Origin of the sequence: Jutongia hominis, from assembly GCF_014384965.1 — a bacterium.
Classification (GTDB): Bacteria; Bacillota; Clostridia; order Lachnospirales; family Lachnospiraceae; genus Butyribacter; species Butyribacter hominis.
In genome coordinates this window covers 145,233-161,498 of the sequence record NZ_JACRSW010000009.1, presented here as the reverse complement: position 1 = coordinate 161,498, position 16,266 = coordinate 145,233, and the positions used below count along the sequence as shown (strand labels likewise).

The following is a 16,266-nucleotide window of genomic DNA, read 5'->3' as shown; positions in this document are numbered from 1 at the left end:
TATTATGGCTTCCTTCATTTCCTTTGGATATTTGTTATAACTCATAGCAATCACCTGTCCTTCTGATACTTATCATATCAGCTTGGGAGGTGGGTGACAACTCCCCTACGCTAGAGGGATTATCCCCCATTTTTTCTTTATTATCTTTCTATTTCAATTTTTTCACAACAGTCTAAAGTACATCTTTTTCGGCACAATCGTTCTCTTGCTTTAAGCACCTTAAGCATTTTTTAATATTTTGAGTTTCCCCATTTTTCAAACCGCTATCACTTGAAACCCAATACAGCAAAGCATTCAGCCAGTGTCAGTTGTTGTGATTGTTCTTTTTTCAAAAGGAAACCTTTTATGCCTGAGTGTGTTCTGGCAAGGACACGCTCAATGGCATAACCTAATCCATAAAAAATAAATTGGGGTACATCAAAAATACGCTTAGAACATTCCTTTAATTCCAGCATAAAAATAGTATCTTCTTTTTCACAACTCATCATACCAATATAGCCAGTGGCGAGTGTTGCAAACAGATTTAAATTACGGATTAATTACAAAGACATTACCCGTAAATCTTCCAATTTGAATTGTTGTTTTTTGAACTTGAAATATTCCTCAATCCCCCATCGCATCAGATATACTTTTGTTGCAATCATACATAATTTTTTCTTTTCAGATACATCTAAATTTGTAAGCATTAACATTGGCTACATACCAAAACCATATACTGCCACAAGAACCAGAGCCTTGTTTGGAAATTCACATAACCGTACAGGAATATAACTAATTTTACATTCTATCTTTTTGCCATGTTTATCCTTAAAATCCATTCGATAATTCCCTTTATATTTACCTGCAACATCCATAATGTTTTATGTTTTTCCGTTATAAATAACATTACGATTCTTTTTTGAACGAATTACAAATTTTTCATCATTCTGCAAGAAGTATCTGTAGTAATCATTTGCGTCAAATCCTCTGTCAAGTGTACGAACACAATTCTTTGAGAAATGTGCAGACAACGACTTCAAACATTGGAGATTCTCATGTGTCGCACTGATAAAACCGTTTTCAGCCGCCGAAAAGACTTTTTCGTAGACGGGAAGAGGCATTTTTTTATTCTGTGAAAGAACAGCAGCCTCCACAGTAAAATATCCCTTTCTGATTTCTCCTGTACTTCCGTCATGGACATCAGAAATCGCTTCCATTTTCGGACTGCATGGTTTGGTGATATCAGAATTATCAATGACAATAACCGCCTGTTCTTCGTTTATCTGTTTTTTAACCTCTGAAATATAGTTTTCCATAACCGTTTCCTTTTGGTTAAAGGCAAAAAAATTTCTTGAAAGTCTTTCAATTGTTTTCTTTAATAAAATCGTCTCATTTAAAGAACGAGCAATCTCACTCAGATGAACTTTATTTCCAGCTAAAATACCATAAATCATTTGTAAAAGAAATTTGCTTTGTGGTCGTTTCAATCCGTTCGAAATTTTTTCTGAGAAATTTGATAAATCCCGTTTAATTTCATATCCCAATCTGTTACAATTAATCATGCAAAAACACTCCTTTGTTTTATTTATTTTGTCGTGATTTAATTATAACATTAGTGCAGTGTTTTTGCTTTTTTAATTTGGATGTGATTTAGCTTCTGAAAAAAAAGGGGAAACTCAAATTTTAATATATGTTGACAAAAACTAATGAAAGTAATAATATACATGTATTAGTGCAGTTAATACATCCAATGCGCACAATAATACGCTCAAAACATAACTATAAAATACATTTTAATGGTGGCATAGGCTCTGAAACAGCAAAATAATGGGATACTTTCGAAAAAATAGAATTTGAACGCCTTAGAAAATAAGGGCTGAAGAATCCGAAAGTTTATGTGTAGTAGGAAGGAGGGTTGAACTTTGATAAAAAATAAAATCATTTCAATAAGAGGAGCTTTGTTTCTTTCCATAATTTTATGTTTAACGAGTTGTGGTTCTCAGCGAAAACTTCCAGATAATCCTATTGTCTTTGAATATGATTATGCTGATGATGCAACTATAATTTGGAATAACAAAGAATACATCGCCTGTGGAATTTTTACTGGAACAAAATTAATTGGAAACTGCCTTGGTTATTATAATGATCAAACAAATGATAAAGTCTATGTATGCCAATTAAAGGGTCACTCAGAAGAAGACTGGTTAATTGATACATTGGCTCTAGAAAATTGTAATGAGGGTGTCATTTATAAAGAAAAAAGTGTCACTTTGATACCTGATGATATAAAAGAATACGTTAATTTTTAGTTTATAAGAGACTATGAGAAAAAGTCTGTAAATAAGATTCTTCTATGATAATGAAAGGCAAAAAATTCTTTGTCAGAGCTTTTTGCCCTTTAGTTATATATAACAGTTGAAAAATGACATGTCAAGAGCAGGCGGAGTTTCCGCCTGTCTTGGTTTACAATGTAATGTACTATTTCAGCAAATGTACTATTCCGGTAATCGTCCTTCATACATAATACTCAATTCGCCGTAGACCTGCCCCCAATTCCGGATTCTTGTTGTCCACTTTTTCGTTGCTTCAAACGTAGCCAGATACAGGGCTTTCAGCAGGGCTGTATCGCTCGGAAATACGCTTCTCTGACGGTTCAGTTTGCGGTAGGTGGAATTCAGGGATTCAATCGCGTTGGTCGTATAAATGACCTTTCTGACGGTTGTTGAGAACTTGAAAATCGGGGATATGGCATCCCAGTTTTCTTTCCAGCGTTTCATAGAATTCGGATATTTCGGCGTCCATTTTTCTGTTACATGATCTAATGCAGCCAGTGCTTTCTTCTCATCGGCAGCCTGATAGATGGTTTTTAGATCCGTTGCAAAAGATTTTCTATCTTTATCTGGAACATATTTCAGGGTGTTTCTTACCTGATGCACGATACAGCGCTGATACTCTGTTTTAGGGAAAGCTGTAGCGATTGCTTCCTTGATGCCGGTCAGTCCATCGGCGCATATGATCAAAACATCTTTTACCCCTCGATTTTTCAGTTCATTCATGACAGAAAGCCAATATTTCGCGCTTTCGTTATCTCCAATATTGATCGTCAGGACTTCCTTTTTTCCTTCGGTATTAATCCCAAGAATGACATATGCAGCAAGTTTACGGATCACGCCGTTATCCCGCACAGAATAATGTATCGCATCAATATACAGGATTGGATACACCTCATCCAGTGGCCGGTTCTGCCAGTCCTCAATCTGCGGAAGGATCTTATCTGTCACATCTGAAATAAAACTTTCTGATGTCTCAAATCCATAGATATCCTCAATGGTTTCTGAGATCTGGCGTGTAGTCATGCCTTTTGCATACATTGAGATGATCTTTTGGTCAATATCAGAAATATCCTTCTGACGCTTCTTTACCACCTGTGGTTCAAAAGTCGATTTACGATCCTGCGGCACCTCGATCTTCATGGAACCATATCGGCTGTTGACCTGCTTAGTCTTATAACCATTCCGGTAATCGTCATTGTCTGACCGCTCTGATTTTTCGTAACCGAGATGGTCATCCATTTCAGCCTCCATCATTTCCTTTATCGTGCCACCTAAAAGGTCTTTTAGAGCATCCTGGATGTCTTCTGCAGACTGGATATCATACTCTTCAAGAAGCTGATGAATAATGTTTCTCTTTCCCTCTGTCATTTGTACTCGATGTACAGGTTTCTTTTGTCTTGCCATAATAAAAGGCCCTCCTAATGATATTAATTTTATCATAGAAGAACCTTCTAATCATTATTTTACAGAAAAAGTATCACACTCTCGTTTATAAAGAAATAGTATGAATTTCTCGGGAGTATCCCAAATTTTGTGTAAATCTCCAATCTGAGCAATGCATATATTACATTGCTCAGATTGGAGATTTTTATAATGACACAAAAAACAACACATCCAAGAAAGCAATAATGTGAGAAATACTGAAAGCATATCAACAAGAGTCTCATTCCATGAATTCTTAGATTACAATATCCGTCACAGCTACAACATCAACCACCACACTTCAAGCGGTGGTTTTTTGCCTCTCCAAAAGGGGCATGTTACAACTCGCCTAAAAAACTTGTATTGCAAGTTTTTGCTAGCAACACTAAAAAGCGGTTCCATCATCATCTTCTCTGCGTGATTCGTCCAACTGCTCCTGAATATAGTTTTTTATAGCATCTTCTGTAATATTTCTGACATTCGCCACATATTATCTTCTTGCAAAAAGTAATATATTCCATTTATGTCATTTTTTGAGTATATACAAAACTGAAAACACTCTCGAAGACGACTATATTTTATTATATTCACTACACCATCATTTCAAAATATGTACACTTTCCAGTTTTATCGTCAGCAAACACATGATTAGTATATAAAAAAATATATTTGCTATTTTTTAATCTTTTTTCATCTATACTATTCAAAAATATCTCCTCGATGTGAGCTGATATTTCTTCCAAATTTTCATATACTTCATCCAATATAACGAAAATCACCTCAAATTTCTGATATTCTTTTTGAATGACTCGAAATTGAATTATAACATCTCCTAACATTTCTATAATAGAGTGTACCGCATGGATAAAAATATATGGACTTAATAGTGTCCCATCCTCATGTTGAATGTATGTACTAATTCTTCCTGATGTCAATTCTAATATCGGACTTTTTAGTCCACAGTTACAAGAATGGTGATATCTTAACAATCCACTATCACCAATCGCATATCGCACAAGGGGCATAGTTTCATTATTTAACGTAGTAAGACATAATTCTCCCTCTTCTTTATTTTCTATTCGTTTTTCTTTTTTTACTACCTCAACGTAAACATTCGATTCTAAGCAATGCAAATTTCCCTCAGGACACTCATACGCTATAGAATTCAATTCATTGCAACCATATTGATTGGCAATAGTACATCCAAAAATCTTCTTCAAATAATTTCTAGTTTCTTCAAAAAGCATTTCTCCTGAAAGTTCTATATATTCCACTGAAGACAACGAAATCTCCAACTTTTCCATGGTTCGTCCAATAAGTACGGCAGTACTTGGCTGTAACATTAACCATCTAGGACTATATTCCTTTATCATATCTATGATGTTGCAAATCACTTCCTCTGAAAGATTGTTTTTATAAAATCCCATAGAATTCTCAATTATTTCATAGAATACGTTCCCTTTCTTCCTATGCTCTACATTTGGTGTATTATAAAAATAACAAAACTTATCGGTTGGCTTTATATCATAAAACCGGTGCCGTAATATCCACAAGGGTAATAATGACTGATTGTACTGCTCTTTTGTCCACAAAACACGTAAACACTTTCCTGTAGAACCAGAAGTCCATGAAGACATCAATTTCCCTTGCAAATATTTCATTAAATAATTACTACTAATCCCTTCTTCCCAATCAACCATAATCTCTTCTTTTCTGATTACTGGTACATCTTTAATATCTTTTATCGAAGTAATATCAATATTCTTTTTTTCATATAATGGCACATTAGTATATGCATATTTTATCATGCGAAGTATTTTTTCTTTCATAGTTACTGTCCCTCCATTCCGGAATTATTTCAAAAGATTCGCTCAAATCCGTTTCCAATTTCTTTATTACTTCATCTTCACATTCATCCTTAGATGTATTCATATATTCAGAATACATAACTCTCCATTCAAGTTCATCTTGATTTAGTAAAGGAATATAACAATTTATCAAGGCATTCTCTTTATCTCTATCAATATCCACTAATACAAGCATATTATCATAATGTTTTTTTCCATGTACCCAAAATTGCATTTCTGTACTATCTATATATGACGTTAAATTAAAATTATTATTATCTTGATCATGACAAGAAACAACACGCGGTGGATTTTCAGCATAACAAATGTGAAAATCCGTTGCTATGTCTTCTGAAACTGTTGTTATTTTATGATAGTTTTCTTCACTATACTCAGTATCTAAATCATATTTTTTAATACGTGGATAAGTTCCTTTTAATTCATATTTTTCCTTTTCATATGAATATTGAAAAACAGCAAAAAGATTAACATTTGTTGCCGATGTTTCTTGCATATGTATTCCATATTTAACAATAATCTCTTTACATGTATCCCCACCTATATTAATGACATTAACTACTTTAGGATACAATTCTTTATTTGCATTATCATATATAGTATACGATAATGTTGTTTTGTATGCACATTTCAAGCCGAATAAATCATACATTGTTCTTAAAAAACTATCATTAATATAATCCATAATTATGAATTTATTATTTACTTTATTGTTATAAATCTCTTCATTCGCAATCGAAGCAATAATTGAATTATATCCAAATCCATGAATATCTGTAACATCAAGAGATGTAATTACCCCATCTCCAGCTTCTTCTTTTACTTGTTGCATAAGCAAATCATTATCCGAAATGTTTTTTCTAGCAACCAAACCATATCCAAAAATCGGAATACAAATAAACGCAAATAAAGTTGTAATAACTGTTATGAGTTTATAACCATTTTTTATTACTTTTATTGTTATGCAACCTCTCTTGCTATTTACAATTTCCTTATACATTTTTTTAATATTTTCTATACTTCTAATTACTTTATCTCTACAAGATATTTTTTTATGCTTTGTTTTTTTTCTCATCTATTTCAATTTCCTCCTTCTACAACTTTTACTTTTCGTCATATACTCCCAGTCTCTAATTCCTTCATCTTCCATGATATCCCCCCTCTGCCTTATAACAAAATAATTTTGTCTTTTCTCTGATGTAAATATTTTTTCTAATTCAACTATTGTTATCAATAAGTTTCATGTTGTCCGCTGCGTTACATGATCTCATGAAAATGTCAGAAAACATATCCATGAGTAAATGCAGTAACAAAAAGCCCGCCAATACACTATTCTCAGTGCATTGACGAGCTTGACTATTTCTTTATTTAAGCAACTTTTGAATAATCCAAAACAGCAATTTCCTGCATCATCTGTTTTGCAGTATTCACCATCTTTTCTAAATTTTCTGCAACATCATCTGTATAAAACTTTTCTCCGCATTGCTCACATTCTTCACAAGGTACATTTTTAATTACAATAATCGCACCATTGTAATTAACAACATGCGTAGTCAAGCTTGGTGTCACAGTGTCACATTTGCAAAACATACACATTATTTTTCCCTCCTTGTTTTCAGATTAAGTTTTTTCCTATAAAGCAAAATTCCCATTCCAGACTAATTCTTAGTCCGGAATGGGAATCTATTATTGCAATATTAAAACTATATTACATCAGACAATGCCCTACTTGTCAGCGATAGCTGCCTGTGCTGCTGCAAGACGTGCGATTGGCACACGGAATGGAGAGCAAGATACATAATCCAAACCGATCTTGTGGCAGAACTCAACTGATGAAGGATCTCCACCGTGCTCACCACAGATACCGCAGTGAAGTGATGGACGAACTTTCTTACCTTTTTCTACAGCCATTTCCATGAGCTGGCCAACACCAGTCTGGTCAAGCTTAGCAAATGGGTCACTTTCGAAGATCTTAGCATCATAGTAAGCATCTAAGAACTTACCTGCATCATCACGAGAGAAACCAAATGTCATCTGTGTTAAGTCGTTTGTACCGAAGCAGAAGAACTCAGCCTCTGTAGCGATCTGATCAGCTGTAAGAGCAGCTCTTGGGATCTCGATCATTGTACCAACTTCGTACTTCATTTCAACGCCTGCTGCTGCGATTTCAGCATCTGCTGTCTCAACAACAACTTTCTTAACTACCTTAAGCTCTTTGATATCTCCAACAAGTGGAATCATGATCTCAGGCTCAACTGTCCAATCAGGATGTTTCTTCTTAACATTGATTGCTGCACGGATAACAGCGCTTGTCTGCATCTTAGCAATTTCAGGATATGTGACTGCAAGACGGCATCCACGATGTCCCATCATAGGGTTGAACTCATGAAGTGAATCAATGATAGCTTTGATTTCTTCAACGCTCTTATTCTTAGCCTTAGCTAACTTCTCGATATCAGCTTCCTCTGTAGGAACGAATTCATGAAGAGGTGGGTCTAAGAAACGGATTGTAACCGGGTTACCTTCAAGAGCTTCATAAAGAGCTTCGAAGTCTCCCTGCTGATATGGAAGGATCTTAGCAAGAGCTTCTTCTCTTTCTTCTACTGTATCTGAGCAGATCATCTCACGGAAAGCAGCAATTCTGTCTTCCTCGAAGAACATATGCTCTGTACGGCAAAGACCGATACCTTCAGCACCAAGCTCGCGAGCTTTCTTAGCATCTGCAGGAGTATCTGCATTTGTACGAACTTTAAGTTTTCTGTATTTGTCAGCCCAAGCCATGATGCGGCCGAACTCACCGGCGATTGTAGCATCTACAGTAGGGATGATTCCATCATAGATGTTACCTGTTGTACCATCAATAGAGATTTCAGAACCTTCTGTATATGTCTTACCAGCTAATTCAAATTTCTTGTTTTCTTCGTCCATTACGATGTCGCCACAACCAGATACACAGCATGTACCCATACCACGAGCAACTACGGCAGCGTGTGATGTCATACCACCACGAACTGTTAAGATACCCTGTGCAGACTTCATACCTGTAATGTCTTCAGGAGATGTCTCAAGACGAACAAGTACAACCTTCTCGCCACGAGCAGCCCATTCTACAGCGTCTTCTGCTGTAAATACCACTTTACCACAAGCAGCTCCAGGAGAAGCACCAAGTGCCTTAGCTACAGGAGTAGCAGCCTTTAATGCAGCCGCATCAAACTGTGGATGAAGAAGTGTATCTAAGTTACGAGGATCGATCATTGCAACAGCTTCTTCTTCTGTTCTTGCACCTTCATCAACAAGGTCACAAGCGATCTTAAGAGCAGCCTGAGCTGTTCTCTTACCATTACGAGTCTGAAGCATATAGAGCTTTCTGTCTTCTACAGTAAATTCCATATCCTGCATATCTCTGTAATGTTTCTCTAATGTTTCACAAACTTTCTTGAATTCAGCAAATGCCTCTGGGAATTCCTGCTCCATCTGTGCGATTGGCATCGGAGTACGAACACCGGCAACTACGTCTTCACCCTGAGCGTTCTTTAAGAACTCACCCATAAGCTTCTTCTCACCTGTAGCAGGGTCACGAGTAAATGCAACACCGGTACCACAGTTATCACCCATGTTACCAAATGCCATAGACTGTACGTTTACAGCAGTACCCCATGAGTAAGGGATGTCGTTGTCACGACGATATACATTTGCACGAGGGTTGTCCCAAGAACGGAATACAGCTTTGATAGCTCCCATTAACTGCTCCTTAGGATCATCTGGGAAATCCTCACCTAATTTCTCTTTGTACTCAGCTTTGAACTGACCGGCTAATTCTTTAAGATCATCAGCAGTAAGATCAACGTCCTGAGATACGCCTCTGTCAGCTTTCATCTTGTCGATAAGCTCTTCGAAATATTTCTTACCAACTTCCATAACTACATCAGAGTACATCTGGATGAATCTTCTGTAGCAGTCCCAAGCCCAACGTGGGTTACCAGACTTAGCAGCGATTGTCTCTACTACTGTCTCATTAAGACCAAGGTTAAGGATAGTATCCATCATACCTGGCATAGAAGCACGAGCACCTGAACGAACAGATACAAGAAGTGGATTTTCTTTGTCACCAAACTTCTTACCTGTAATCTCTTCCATCTTTCCGATGTATTCAGTAATCTGAGCCTGGATTTCATCGTTGATCTGTCTTCCATCCTCATAATACTGTGTACAAGCTTCTGTTGTAATTGTGAATCCCTGTGGTACAGGAAGACCTAAAGAAGTCATCTCAGCAAGGTTTGCACCTTTACCACCAAGAAGTTCACGCATGTTAGCATTACCTTCACTGAACAAATATACCCATTTGTTTGCCATTGATAATTTACCTCCTAGAAATGTAATAAATTGACGACACCAGTGTAGTTCCCCGCAAGCAGGAAATTGCACGAATCGTACCTTTGACTTTAGCAGATTGATTATGGACGCAATACGCCCCTCTACCATGTCGCTATGAATTAGTATAACATACAATCTATTCATGTGAAAAGTGTTTTTTCGTATTTTTTCAATTATTTCATGGCATTTTCACAGAAAACAAAATCAAAGCGATCCAAATCAACCTTCTCTCATTTCAATCGCTATAAAATTATCGTATAATTACTATATTTGTTATGTTATAATGAAACATGCAAAAGAAAAGGGAGCGGCTGCGCAGCAGACATTTCCTTTTCTTGCATGTTTCAACGAGCAAATATTTCTGCGCAGCAGAAAAGTAAGCTCTGCAAGAGCGGATTTGCGAGTCTGTTCCATTTCAAAAAAGGGAGCGGCTGCGCAGCAGACATTTCCTTTTCTTGCATGTTTCAACGAGCAAATATTTCTGCGCAGCAGAAAAGTAAGCTCTGCAAGAGCGGATTTGCGAGTCTGTTCCATTTCAAAAAAGGGAGCGGCTGCGCAGCAGACATTTCCTTTTCTTGCATGTTTCAACGAGCAAATATTTCTGCGCAGCAGAAAAGTAAGCTCTGCAAGAGCGGATTTGCGAGTCTGTTCCATTTCAAAAAAAGGCGCAGCTGCGCAGCAGGCATTTCCTTTTCTTGCATGTTTCAACGAGCAAATATTTCTGCGCAGCAGAAAAAAAAGCTCTGCAAGAGCGGATTTGCGAGTTTGTCTAGTGCAAAAGAAAAGGGAGCGGCTGCGCAGCAGACATTTCCTTTTCTTGCATGTTTCAACGAGCAAATATTTCTGCGCAGCAGAAAAGAAAGCTCTGCAAGAGCGGATTTGCGAGTCTGTTCCATTTCAAAAAAGGGAGCGGCTGCGTAGCAGGCATTTCCTTTTCTTGCATGTTTCAACGAGCAAATATTTCTGCGTAGCAGAAAAGAAAGCTCTGCAAGAGTGGATTTGCGAGTCTGTTCCATTTCAAAAAAGGGAGCGACTGCGCAGCAGGCATTTCCTTTTCTTGCATGTTTCAACGAGCAAATATTTCTGCGCAGCAGAAAAGAAAGCTCTGCAAGAGCGGATTTGCTCTTGCAGAGCCAGATCAATTTTCAGGCAAAAATCAATGTACTCTCAAAATCTTCTGATTGAAAAATTTCGAAATGGATTTTAGAGTTACCATATCTGAAATCCATCCGAAAGGATTTATTTTGAGAAAATATCGAGAGTACATATTACTACTCAGGAGGAAGTTATGAGAAAAAAAATTACCCAAAACAAAAAAACAGTTTTAACGCGGTTGACATCCTTTCTTATTGCAGGAAGTATTATCGTAGCACCAATTTGTGCAGTTCATGCAACACCAACTGCCACTCAAAAAAACAGTTCTGCATCAACCAAAACGACTCAAACCATACGCAAAGGCAGTTCTACATCAGCCAAAACAGCTCAGACCACACATAAAGGCAGTTCTGCGTCAGCTAAAACAACTCCGGCTGTAAAAAAAGGCAGTTCTGCATCAGCTAAAACAACCCAGACTACGAAAAAAAGCAGCCAAGCATCCTCAAAATCTTCACTTACCAAAATTACGATCAGTGCTGCCGGTGATTGCACGTTAGGCTCTGATATCAAATCTCCGGCAAGTGTCAATTTCTATGCGAAATACCGTGAGAAGAAAAATCCGTCATACTTTTTAAAGAAAGTAAAGCCTATTTTTAAAAGAGATGACATGACACTTGTTAATTTTGAAGGCACATTGACAAACCGGACTACCCGTGCTCCGAAAACATTTGCGTTCAAAGGAAATGCTTCCTATTTGAAAATTTTACAAAAGGGATCTGTAGAATCCGTATCTTTTGCCAACAACCATTGCCGGGACTATGGCGTGGGCAGTTACCGGGACACGATCAAAACATTTCGAAAACAAAAAATGCCTTTTGCTTCTTATGGTAAAACAACCATTTATAAAACAAAAGGCAAAAAGATCGGCATGGTCGCCGTTAATGGGCTGGACGGTGTTTCATCAAGCAAAAATTATATCAAAAGCGGTCTCCACAAATTGAAAAAGCAAAAAGCTGACCTGATCATTGTCAGCATGCATTGTGGAATCGAAAGAACGTATACGCCAAATGCAGACCAGAAAACGTTAGCGCATTATGCGATCGATCATGGTGCTAATTTGGTACTCGGTCATCACCCGCACGTTCTGCAGGGAATCGAAAAATACAAGAGTGCTTATATCGTATACAGTCTTGCAAACTTCTGTTTTGGCGGCAATACCAACCCACCGGACAAAGATACCATGATCTATCAGCAGACATTTGTTTTCCAAAATGACAAATTAAAGAAAACCAATCGCATTAAGATCATCCCTTGCAGTGTTTCTTCATCAAGCGGAATCAATAACTACCAGCCAACACCGGCTACAGGCAAAAAAGCAACAAAGATCATTCAGCGCGTCAACCGCTACAGCAAATCGCTTGGTAAAGTTTCATTTGGTAAAAACGGAAAGATCCGAAGCTACTAATCTAATCGTTGACAAATCGCCAAGTGCAAGTTTTTCCTCTGCCTTTCCACGAAACAGTCAATGTAAATTCTTTATCAACCGGGACATCACACAAAGGAATCTCTATTTCACAAAAACCAATTTCGCGCCTTTGTGTGATCCAGTTCTGGTGAAAATCAAATGCACCATCGCCATTTGCTTCTCCGGCTTCTAACTGTTTTTCTTCTTCCTTTTCGGGTGCAGAAATATGTGTTTTCCCAACTTTTTTTCCATCAATAAAGATTTCAACGTCACAGGTATGTTCTTTCCAAAAATCCAAAACAATCCCTTTTGCTTTATGAGAAAGATATACTTTTTCATAATCCAGAATAATCGTATCTGACTCATTCTTTGTACAAACCGATGTATATCCGAGGTGACCGGAACATAATACATAATGAAGTGCCCTGTCAAAACATTCTGATTCATTCGTTGCAAAGCCATCGCGACAAGGCCTTTTCGTTCCATTTAACACTATACTTTGCGACTGGCGGATATCTTTGCTGGAACGTCCCAGCATGATCTCATATTCACCGGGTTCAAGTAACTTTTCTTTTGCGATCACATCGTAATATTTTAATTCTTCCAATGGTACAGTAAACGAAACATTACGCTTCTCACCCGGTTTTAAATCCTTTAACCGTTCAAAGCCTTTTAATTGGCAAAATGGTCTTTTTACAGCGGAATCTTTCTTTCGGATATAAAGCTGTACCACTTCATCCGAGCAATATTTCCCTATATTAGAAACTTCTGCCTGAACCAAAAGTTTCGTATAATCTTTTAACTGTACTGTCAGTCCGCTATATTCCATCTCACTATATGTTAAGCCATAGCCAAACGGATATAATGCCTCTCCCTCATAATATTGATACGTTCTTCCTTTTTGAATGATATCGTAATCGTTGATATCCGGGAATCTTTCTAAAGAGCCGTACCATGTCATTGGCAAACGTCCTGCAACGCTTTTCTTTCCGGTGATCACGTCCATAACAGCATTGCCAAGTTCCATTGATCCTTCCGCACAGAGCAGAATCGCTCTTACATTTTCACAATTCTGTGCCATACGAAGATCATATGGTACGCTGCTGACCAATACCAGAATCACATTACTGTTGACTTTGCAAACTTCTTCTAAAAGCTTTTGCTGTGTATCCGGCAGCATAATATGGGTTCTGTCAATCTCTTCTTTGCAAGTGATCATTGGATTTGCGCCAAGGAAAAGCAATACCGTGTCTGCTTCTTTCGCAGCTATAGCAGCCTGCGCAATCCCATCCTCTACAACTTCTATTTTAACAGACAGACCGATTGCATTTCTATCCTTTCGCAATGCACCTTTTTCATCAACGGAAATTCCCTGCTGATCCCATGTTTTTAATGTAAATGCAACTGGCTGTTTTGCATTTTCATATTCAGCAAACACATCCGGCTGTTTTTCATTTTCATTCTCCGCAAATGTATCCGGCTGTTCTACATTTTCATCCTCAGCAAATGTGTCCGGCTGTTTTGCATTTTCATTCTCAGCAAATGAATCCGGCCGTTCTACATTTTCATTCTCAGCAAATGCATCCGATTTTTGTATGGAAGCTGCAAAAGTATTTGCATACGAATCCTGTTTTTTCTCTATATAAAAAATTTCTTTGACAAACCATCCGAATGCTTCTTCTTGGGCTGCCAGAATATCGCCCTTTTCACCGATCGACTCATCATCCTGCGTTGTCAACAAAAGTCCATTACTCTTTGCACGCAAAGTTACTTTGCCATCACCCCAGTCTGTCAGGATAAACGATTCTGCAGCTTCTTTCGAAACAAGTCCAATGCTTTTTCCATCCGGCTGCAATCCCAGATATACATTTTCTTCTACACCGGTAGAAACCTTGATTCTGACTGTAGCATTTCCACTGACTGCACTATGTAATTCATAGATCCGGCTATTCAAGCTTCCATCTGCTGCACCTTGTGATTCTTGCAGCCGGCTATTCAAGCTTTCATCTGCTACACCTTGTAATTCTTGTAGCCGACTATTCAGGCTTTCATCTGTTACACCTTGTAATTCTTGTAGCCGACTATTCAGGCTTTCATCTGCTGCACCTTGTAATTCACTTGTCTGGCTGTTCCGTTTTCCCTCCGTTACACTTTGTTTTCCAGAAATCCGGCTGTTCAGTGATTCCGGTTGCAATGCATTTTTCACACCGTCCAGAGGTGTTACGAAATATGGCGGCACACCGGAATACCAATCCTTATACCATACATCACTTAACGGTCCGATCACAGCAAGCTTGGATTTTACATTTTCTCTTTCCGTGTGCAATCTCTGTGATACATCATAGCTTTGGAGAGATGAAGACACGTTATCGCCACTATCCTGCGATAACAGATTGCAATGATCTTCTGCTGCTTTTTGTGCTCCTAATGGTAAAATCCCGTCATTTTTGACCATCACAACGGATTCTGCCGTGATATCGCGTGCAACCTTCTGACTTTGAGCTGTACCAACTTCTTCCATTGTAATCTGCTCATACGGATTGCGTCCCCCACGGTCAAAAAAGCCCAGTCGAAGCATAACTCGAAAATGCCGGTAAAGAGCTTTATCGATATCTTCCATCTGTATCATATGGTGTTCATAAGCTTCTCTTGCCGCAGCTTCTACCATTTCAATATCATCCGTAAAACAGTCCATTCCGGCTTTTAAGCCTGCCGCTACTGTTTCCGAATGACGTTTAAAATATTTATGAAAATGTACTGTCTGGTTGACATCACCGCCATCGCTGACCACATGGCCAAGTCCCCAGCTCTTTGCCAGCTTAATATCATTATCCAACAACATACATGGTATTCCATTGATCTCATTGTATGCTGTCATCATTCCTTCGACATGATGTTCTGTGATCACTTTGCGAAACGGTTCTAAATAATATTCATATTTATTTCTCAGATCTACAGAACTTGAAATATAGGTTCTTCCCTGCTCTACATTATTCGCATAATAATGTTTCAATGTAGCACCACAGCGTAAATAATGCGGATGATCTCCTTGCATACCTTCCACATAAGCACCTGCCATTTCTGCTGTCAGATACGGATCTTCCCCATAACCTTCTTCTGTCCTTCCCCATCGTGGATCGCGTTCCATATCTACTGTCGGTGCCCACAGACTCAGACTTCCATGAAGTCCTTCTTCATATAATGCTCTGGCTTCTGTTCCCACAACGGTACCGGCTTCTTTGATCAACTCACGATCCCATGAAGCACTCATACCGATCGGATTTGGAAAGATCGTCGTTGCAACCGGCTCTCCTTTATCATAACTTTGGTCATGACGAGCCTGTACTCCATGCGCACCTTCTCCGCCCACACCGAAAGCAGGAATCCCAAGTCTTTCAATCGCCGGATTTCCTGTACCGAGACAGGCAAATTTTTCGTCTAATGTCAATTCCTGCAACAGATATTGTAATCTTTCTTCTTCCGAAAGCCCACTATTCCATAAAGGTGTATTTTTATAATCTTTATACATATTCTCTTCCTTTTCTTCCCTATAGTTTTACTCCAATTTTTTTCCTACCTCTGACATACTGATTTCGAAATATAAGATACATTTAAAATCTATGTACTACGTGCTATCTTAATTTATTTTTTTACTTCCGTCAATTCCCCAAAAATAGTCGGATTTTCATAAAAATATTCATTTTTTCAGCGTGATCAGATACACTCAGATTTA

12 protein-coding genes are annotated in these 16,266 nt (G+C 38.0%); 3 read left to right on the top strand and 9 right to left on the bottom strand.

The features are described from left to right. Nucleotides 1–266: 266 nt before the first annotated feature. The 3 genes from H8700_RS02975 to H8700_RS02970 form a co-directional block, all read right to left on the bottom strand. Nucleotides 267–488, bottom strand: coding sequence for a hypothetical protein (locus H8700_RS02975; RefSeq protein WP_249302992.1), 222 nt, complete (start codon nt 486–488; stop codon nt 267–269). A 207-nt stretch (nt 489–695) separates the two neighbouring features. Then, the gene (locus H8700_RS12160) at nt 696–818 is read right to left on the bottom strand and encodes a hypothetical protein (protein ID WP_283242177.1); all 123 of its coding nucleotides are present in this window, start codon (nt 816–818) and stop codon (nt 696–698) included. Between the two features lie 42 nt (nt 819–860). Further along, nucleotides 861–1,541 (bottom strand): hypothetical protein, encoded by a 681-nt coding sequence (locus H8700_RS02970; RefSeq protein ID WP_249302990.1) that lies wholly within the window; start codon nt 1,539–1,541, stop codon nt 861–863. A gap of 360 nt (nt 1,542–1,901) precedes the next feature. On the opposite strand from H8700_RS02970, the gene H8700_RS02965 reads away from it, so the two are divergent. Then, a complete protein-coding gene (locus tag H8700_RS02965; RefSeq protein WP_249302988.1) occupies nt 1,902–2,288 on the top strand; it encodes a hypothetical protein in 387 nt (128 codons plus the stop codon). A 186-nt stretch (nt 2,289–2,474) separates the two neighbouring features. On the opposite strand, the gene H8700_RS02960 is transcribed toward H8700_RS02965, so the two are convergent. The 5 genes from H8700_RS02960 to ppdK all read right to left on the bottom strand — a co-directional run bounded on the left by H8700_RS02960 (nt 2,475) and on the right by ppdK (nt 9,952). After that, entirely contained in the window at nt 2,475–3,716 is a 1,242-nt protein-coding gene (locus H8700_RS02960; protein ID WP_249298673.1) for an IS256 family transposase, read from the bottom strand. Nucleotides 3,717–4,324: 608 nt separating this feature from the next. Continuing rightward, nucleotides 4,325–5,563: a phenylacetate--CoA ligase family protein gene (locus tag H8700_RS02955; protein ID WP_249302986.1), complete on the bottom strand. Its 1,239-nt coding sequence runs from the start codon at nt 5,561–5,563 to the stop codon at nt 4,325–4,327. Then, nucleotides 5,520–6,674, bottom strand: a complete 1,155-nt coding sequence (locus tag H8700_RS02950) for a hypothetical protein (RefSeq protein WP_249302983.1) — start codon at nt 6,672–6,674, stop codon at nt 5,520–5,522. The genes H8700_RS02955 and H8700_RS02950 overlap by 44 nt, the downstream gene beginning before the upstream one ends. Nucleotides 6,675–6,967: 293 nt before the next feature. After that, complete coding sequence (locus tag H8700_RS02945) at nt 6,968–7,195, bottom strand: type II toxin-antitoxin system MqsA family antitoxin (RefSeq protein WP_249302980.1); 228 nt, start codon at nt 7,193–7,195, stop codon at nt 6,968–6,970. A gap of 129 nt (nt 7,196–7,324) precedes the next feature. After that, nucleotides 7,325–9,952, bottom strand: coding sequence for a pyruvate, phosphate dikinase (gene ppdK, locus H8700_RS02940; RefSeq protein WP_249302973.1), 2,628 nt, complete (start codon nt 9,950–9,952; stop codon nt 7,325–7,327). A gap of 172 nt (nt 9,953–10,124) precedes the next feature. Between ppdK and H8700_RS02935 the strand changes: the two genes are divergently transcribed. Together H8700_RS02935 and H8700_RS02930 are read left to right on the top strand one after the other, a co-directional pair. Continuing rightward, nucleotides 10,125–11,180: a hypothetical protein gene (locus H8700_RS02935; protein ID WP_249302970.1), complete on the top strand. Its 1,056-nt coding sequence runs from the start codon at nt 10,125–10,127 to the stop codon at nt 11,178–11,180. A gap of 81 nt (nt 11,181–11,261) precedes the next feature. Beyond that, on the top strand, nt 11,262–12,533 hold the full coding sequence (locus H8700_RS02930) for a CapA family protein (protein ID WP_249302968.1): 1,272 nt from the start codon (nt 11,262–11,264) through the stop codon (nt 12,531–12,533). A 1-nt stretch (nt 12,534) separates the two neighbouring features. On the opposite strand, the gene H8700_RS02925 is transcribed toward H8700_RS02930, so the two are convergent. Beyond that, nucleotides 12,535–16,062 carry a glycoside hydrolase family 3 C-terminal domain-containing protein gene (locus tag H8700_RS02925; RefSeq protein ID WP_249302966.1) on the bottom strand — a complete coding sequence of 1,176 codons (3,528 nt, stop codon included), beginning with the start codon at nt 16,060–16,062 and terminating at the stop codon, nt 12,535–12,537. Nucleotides 16,063–16,266: the final 204 nt, after the last annotated feature.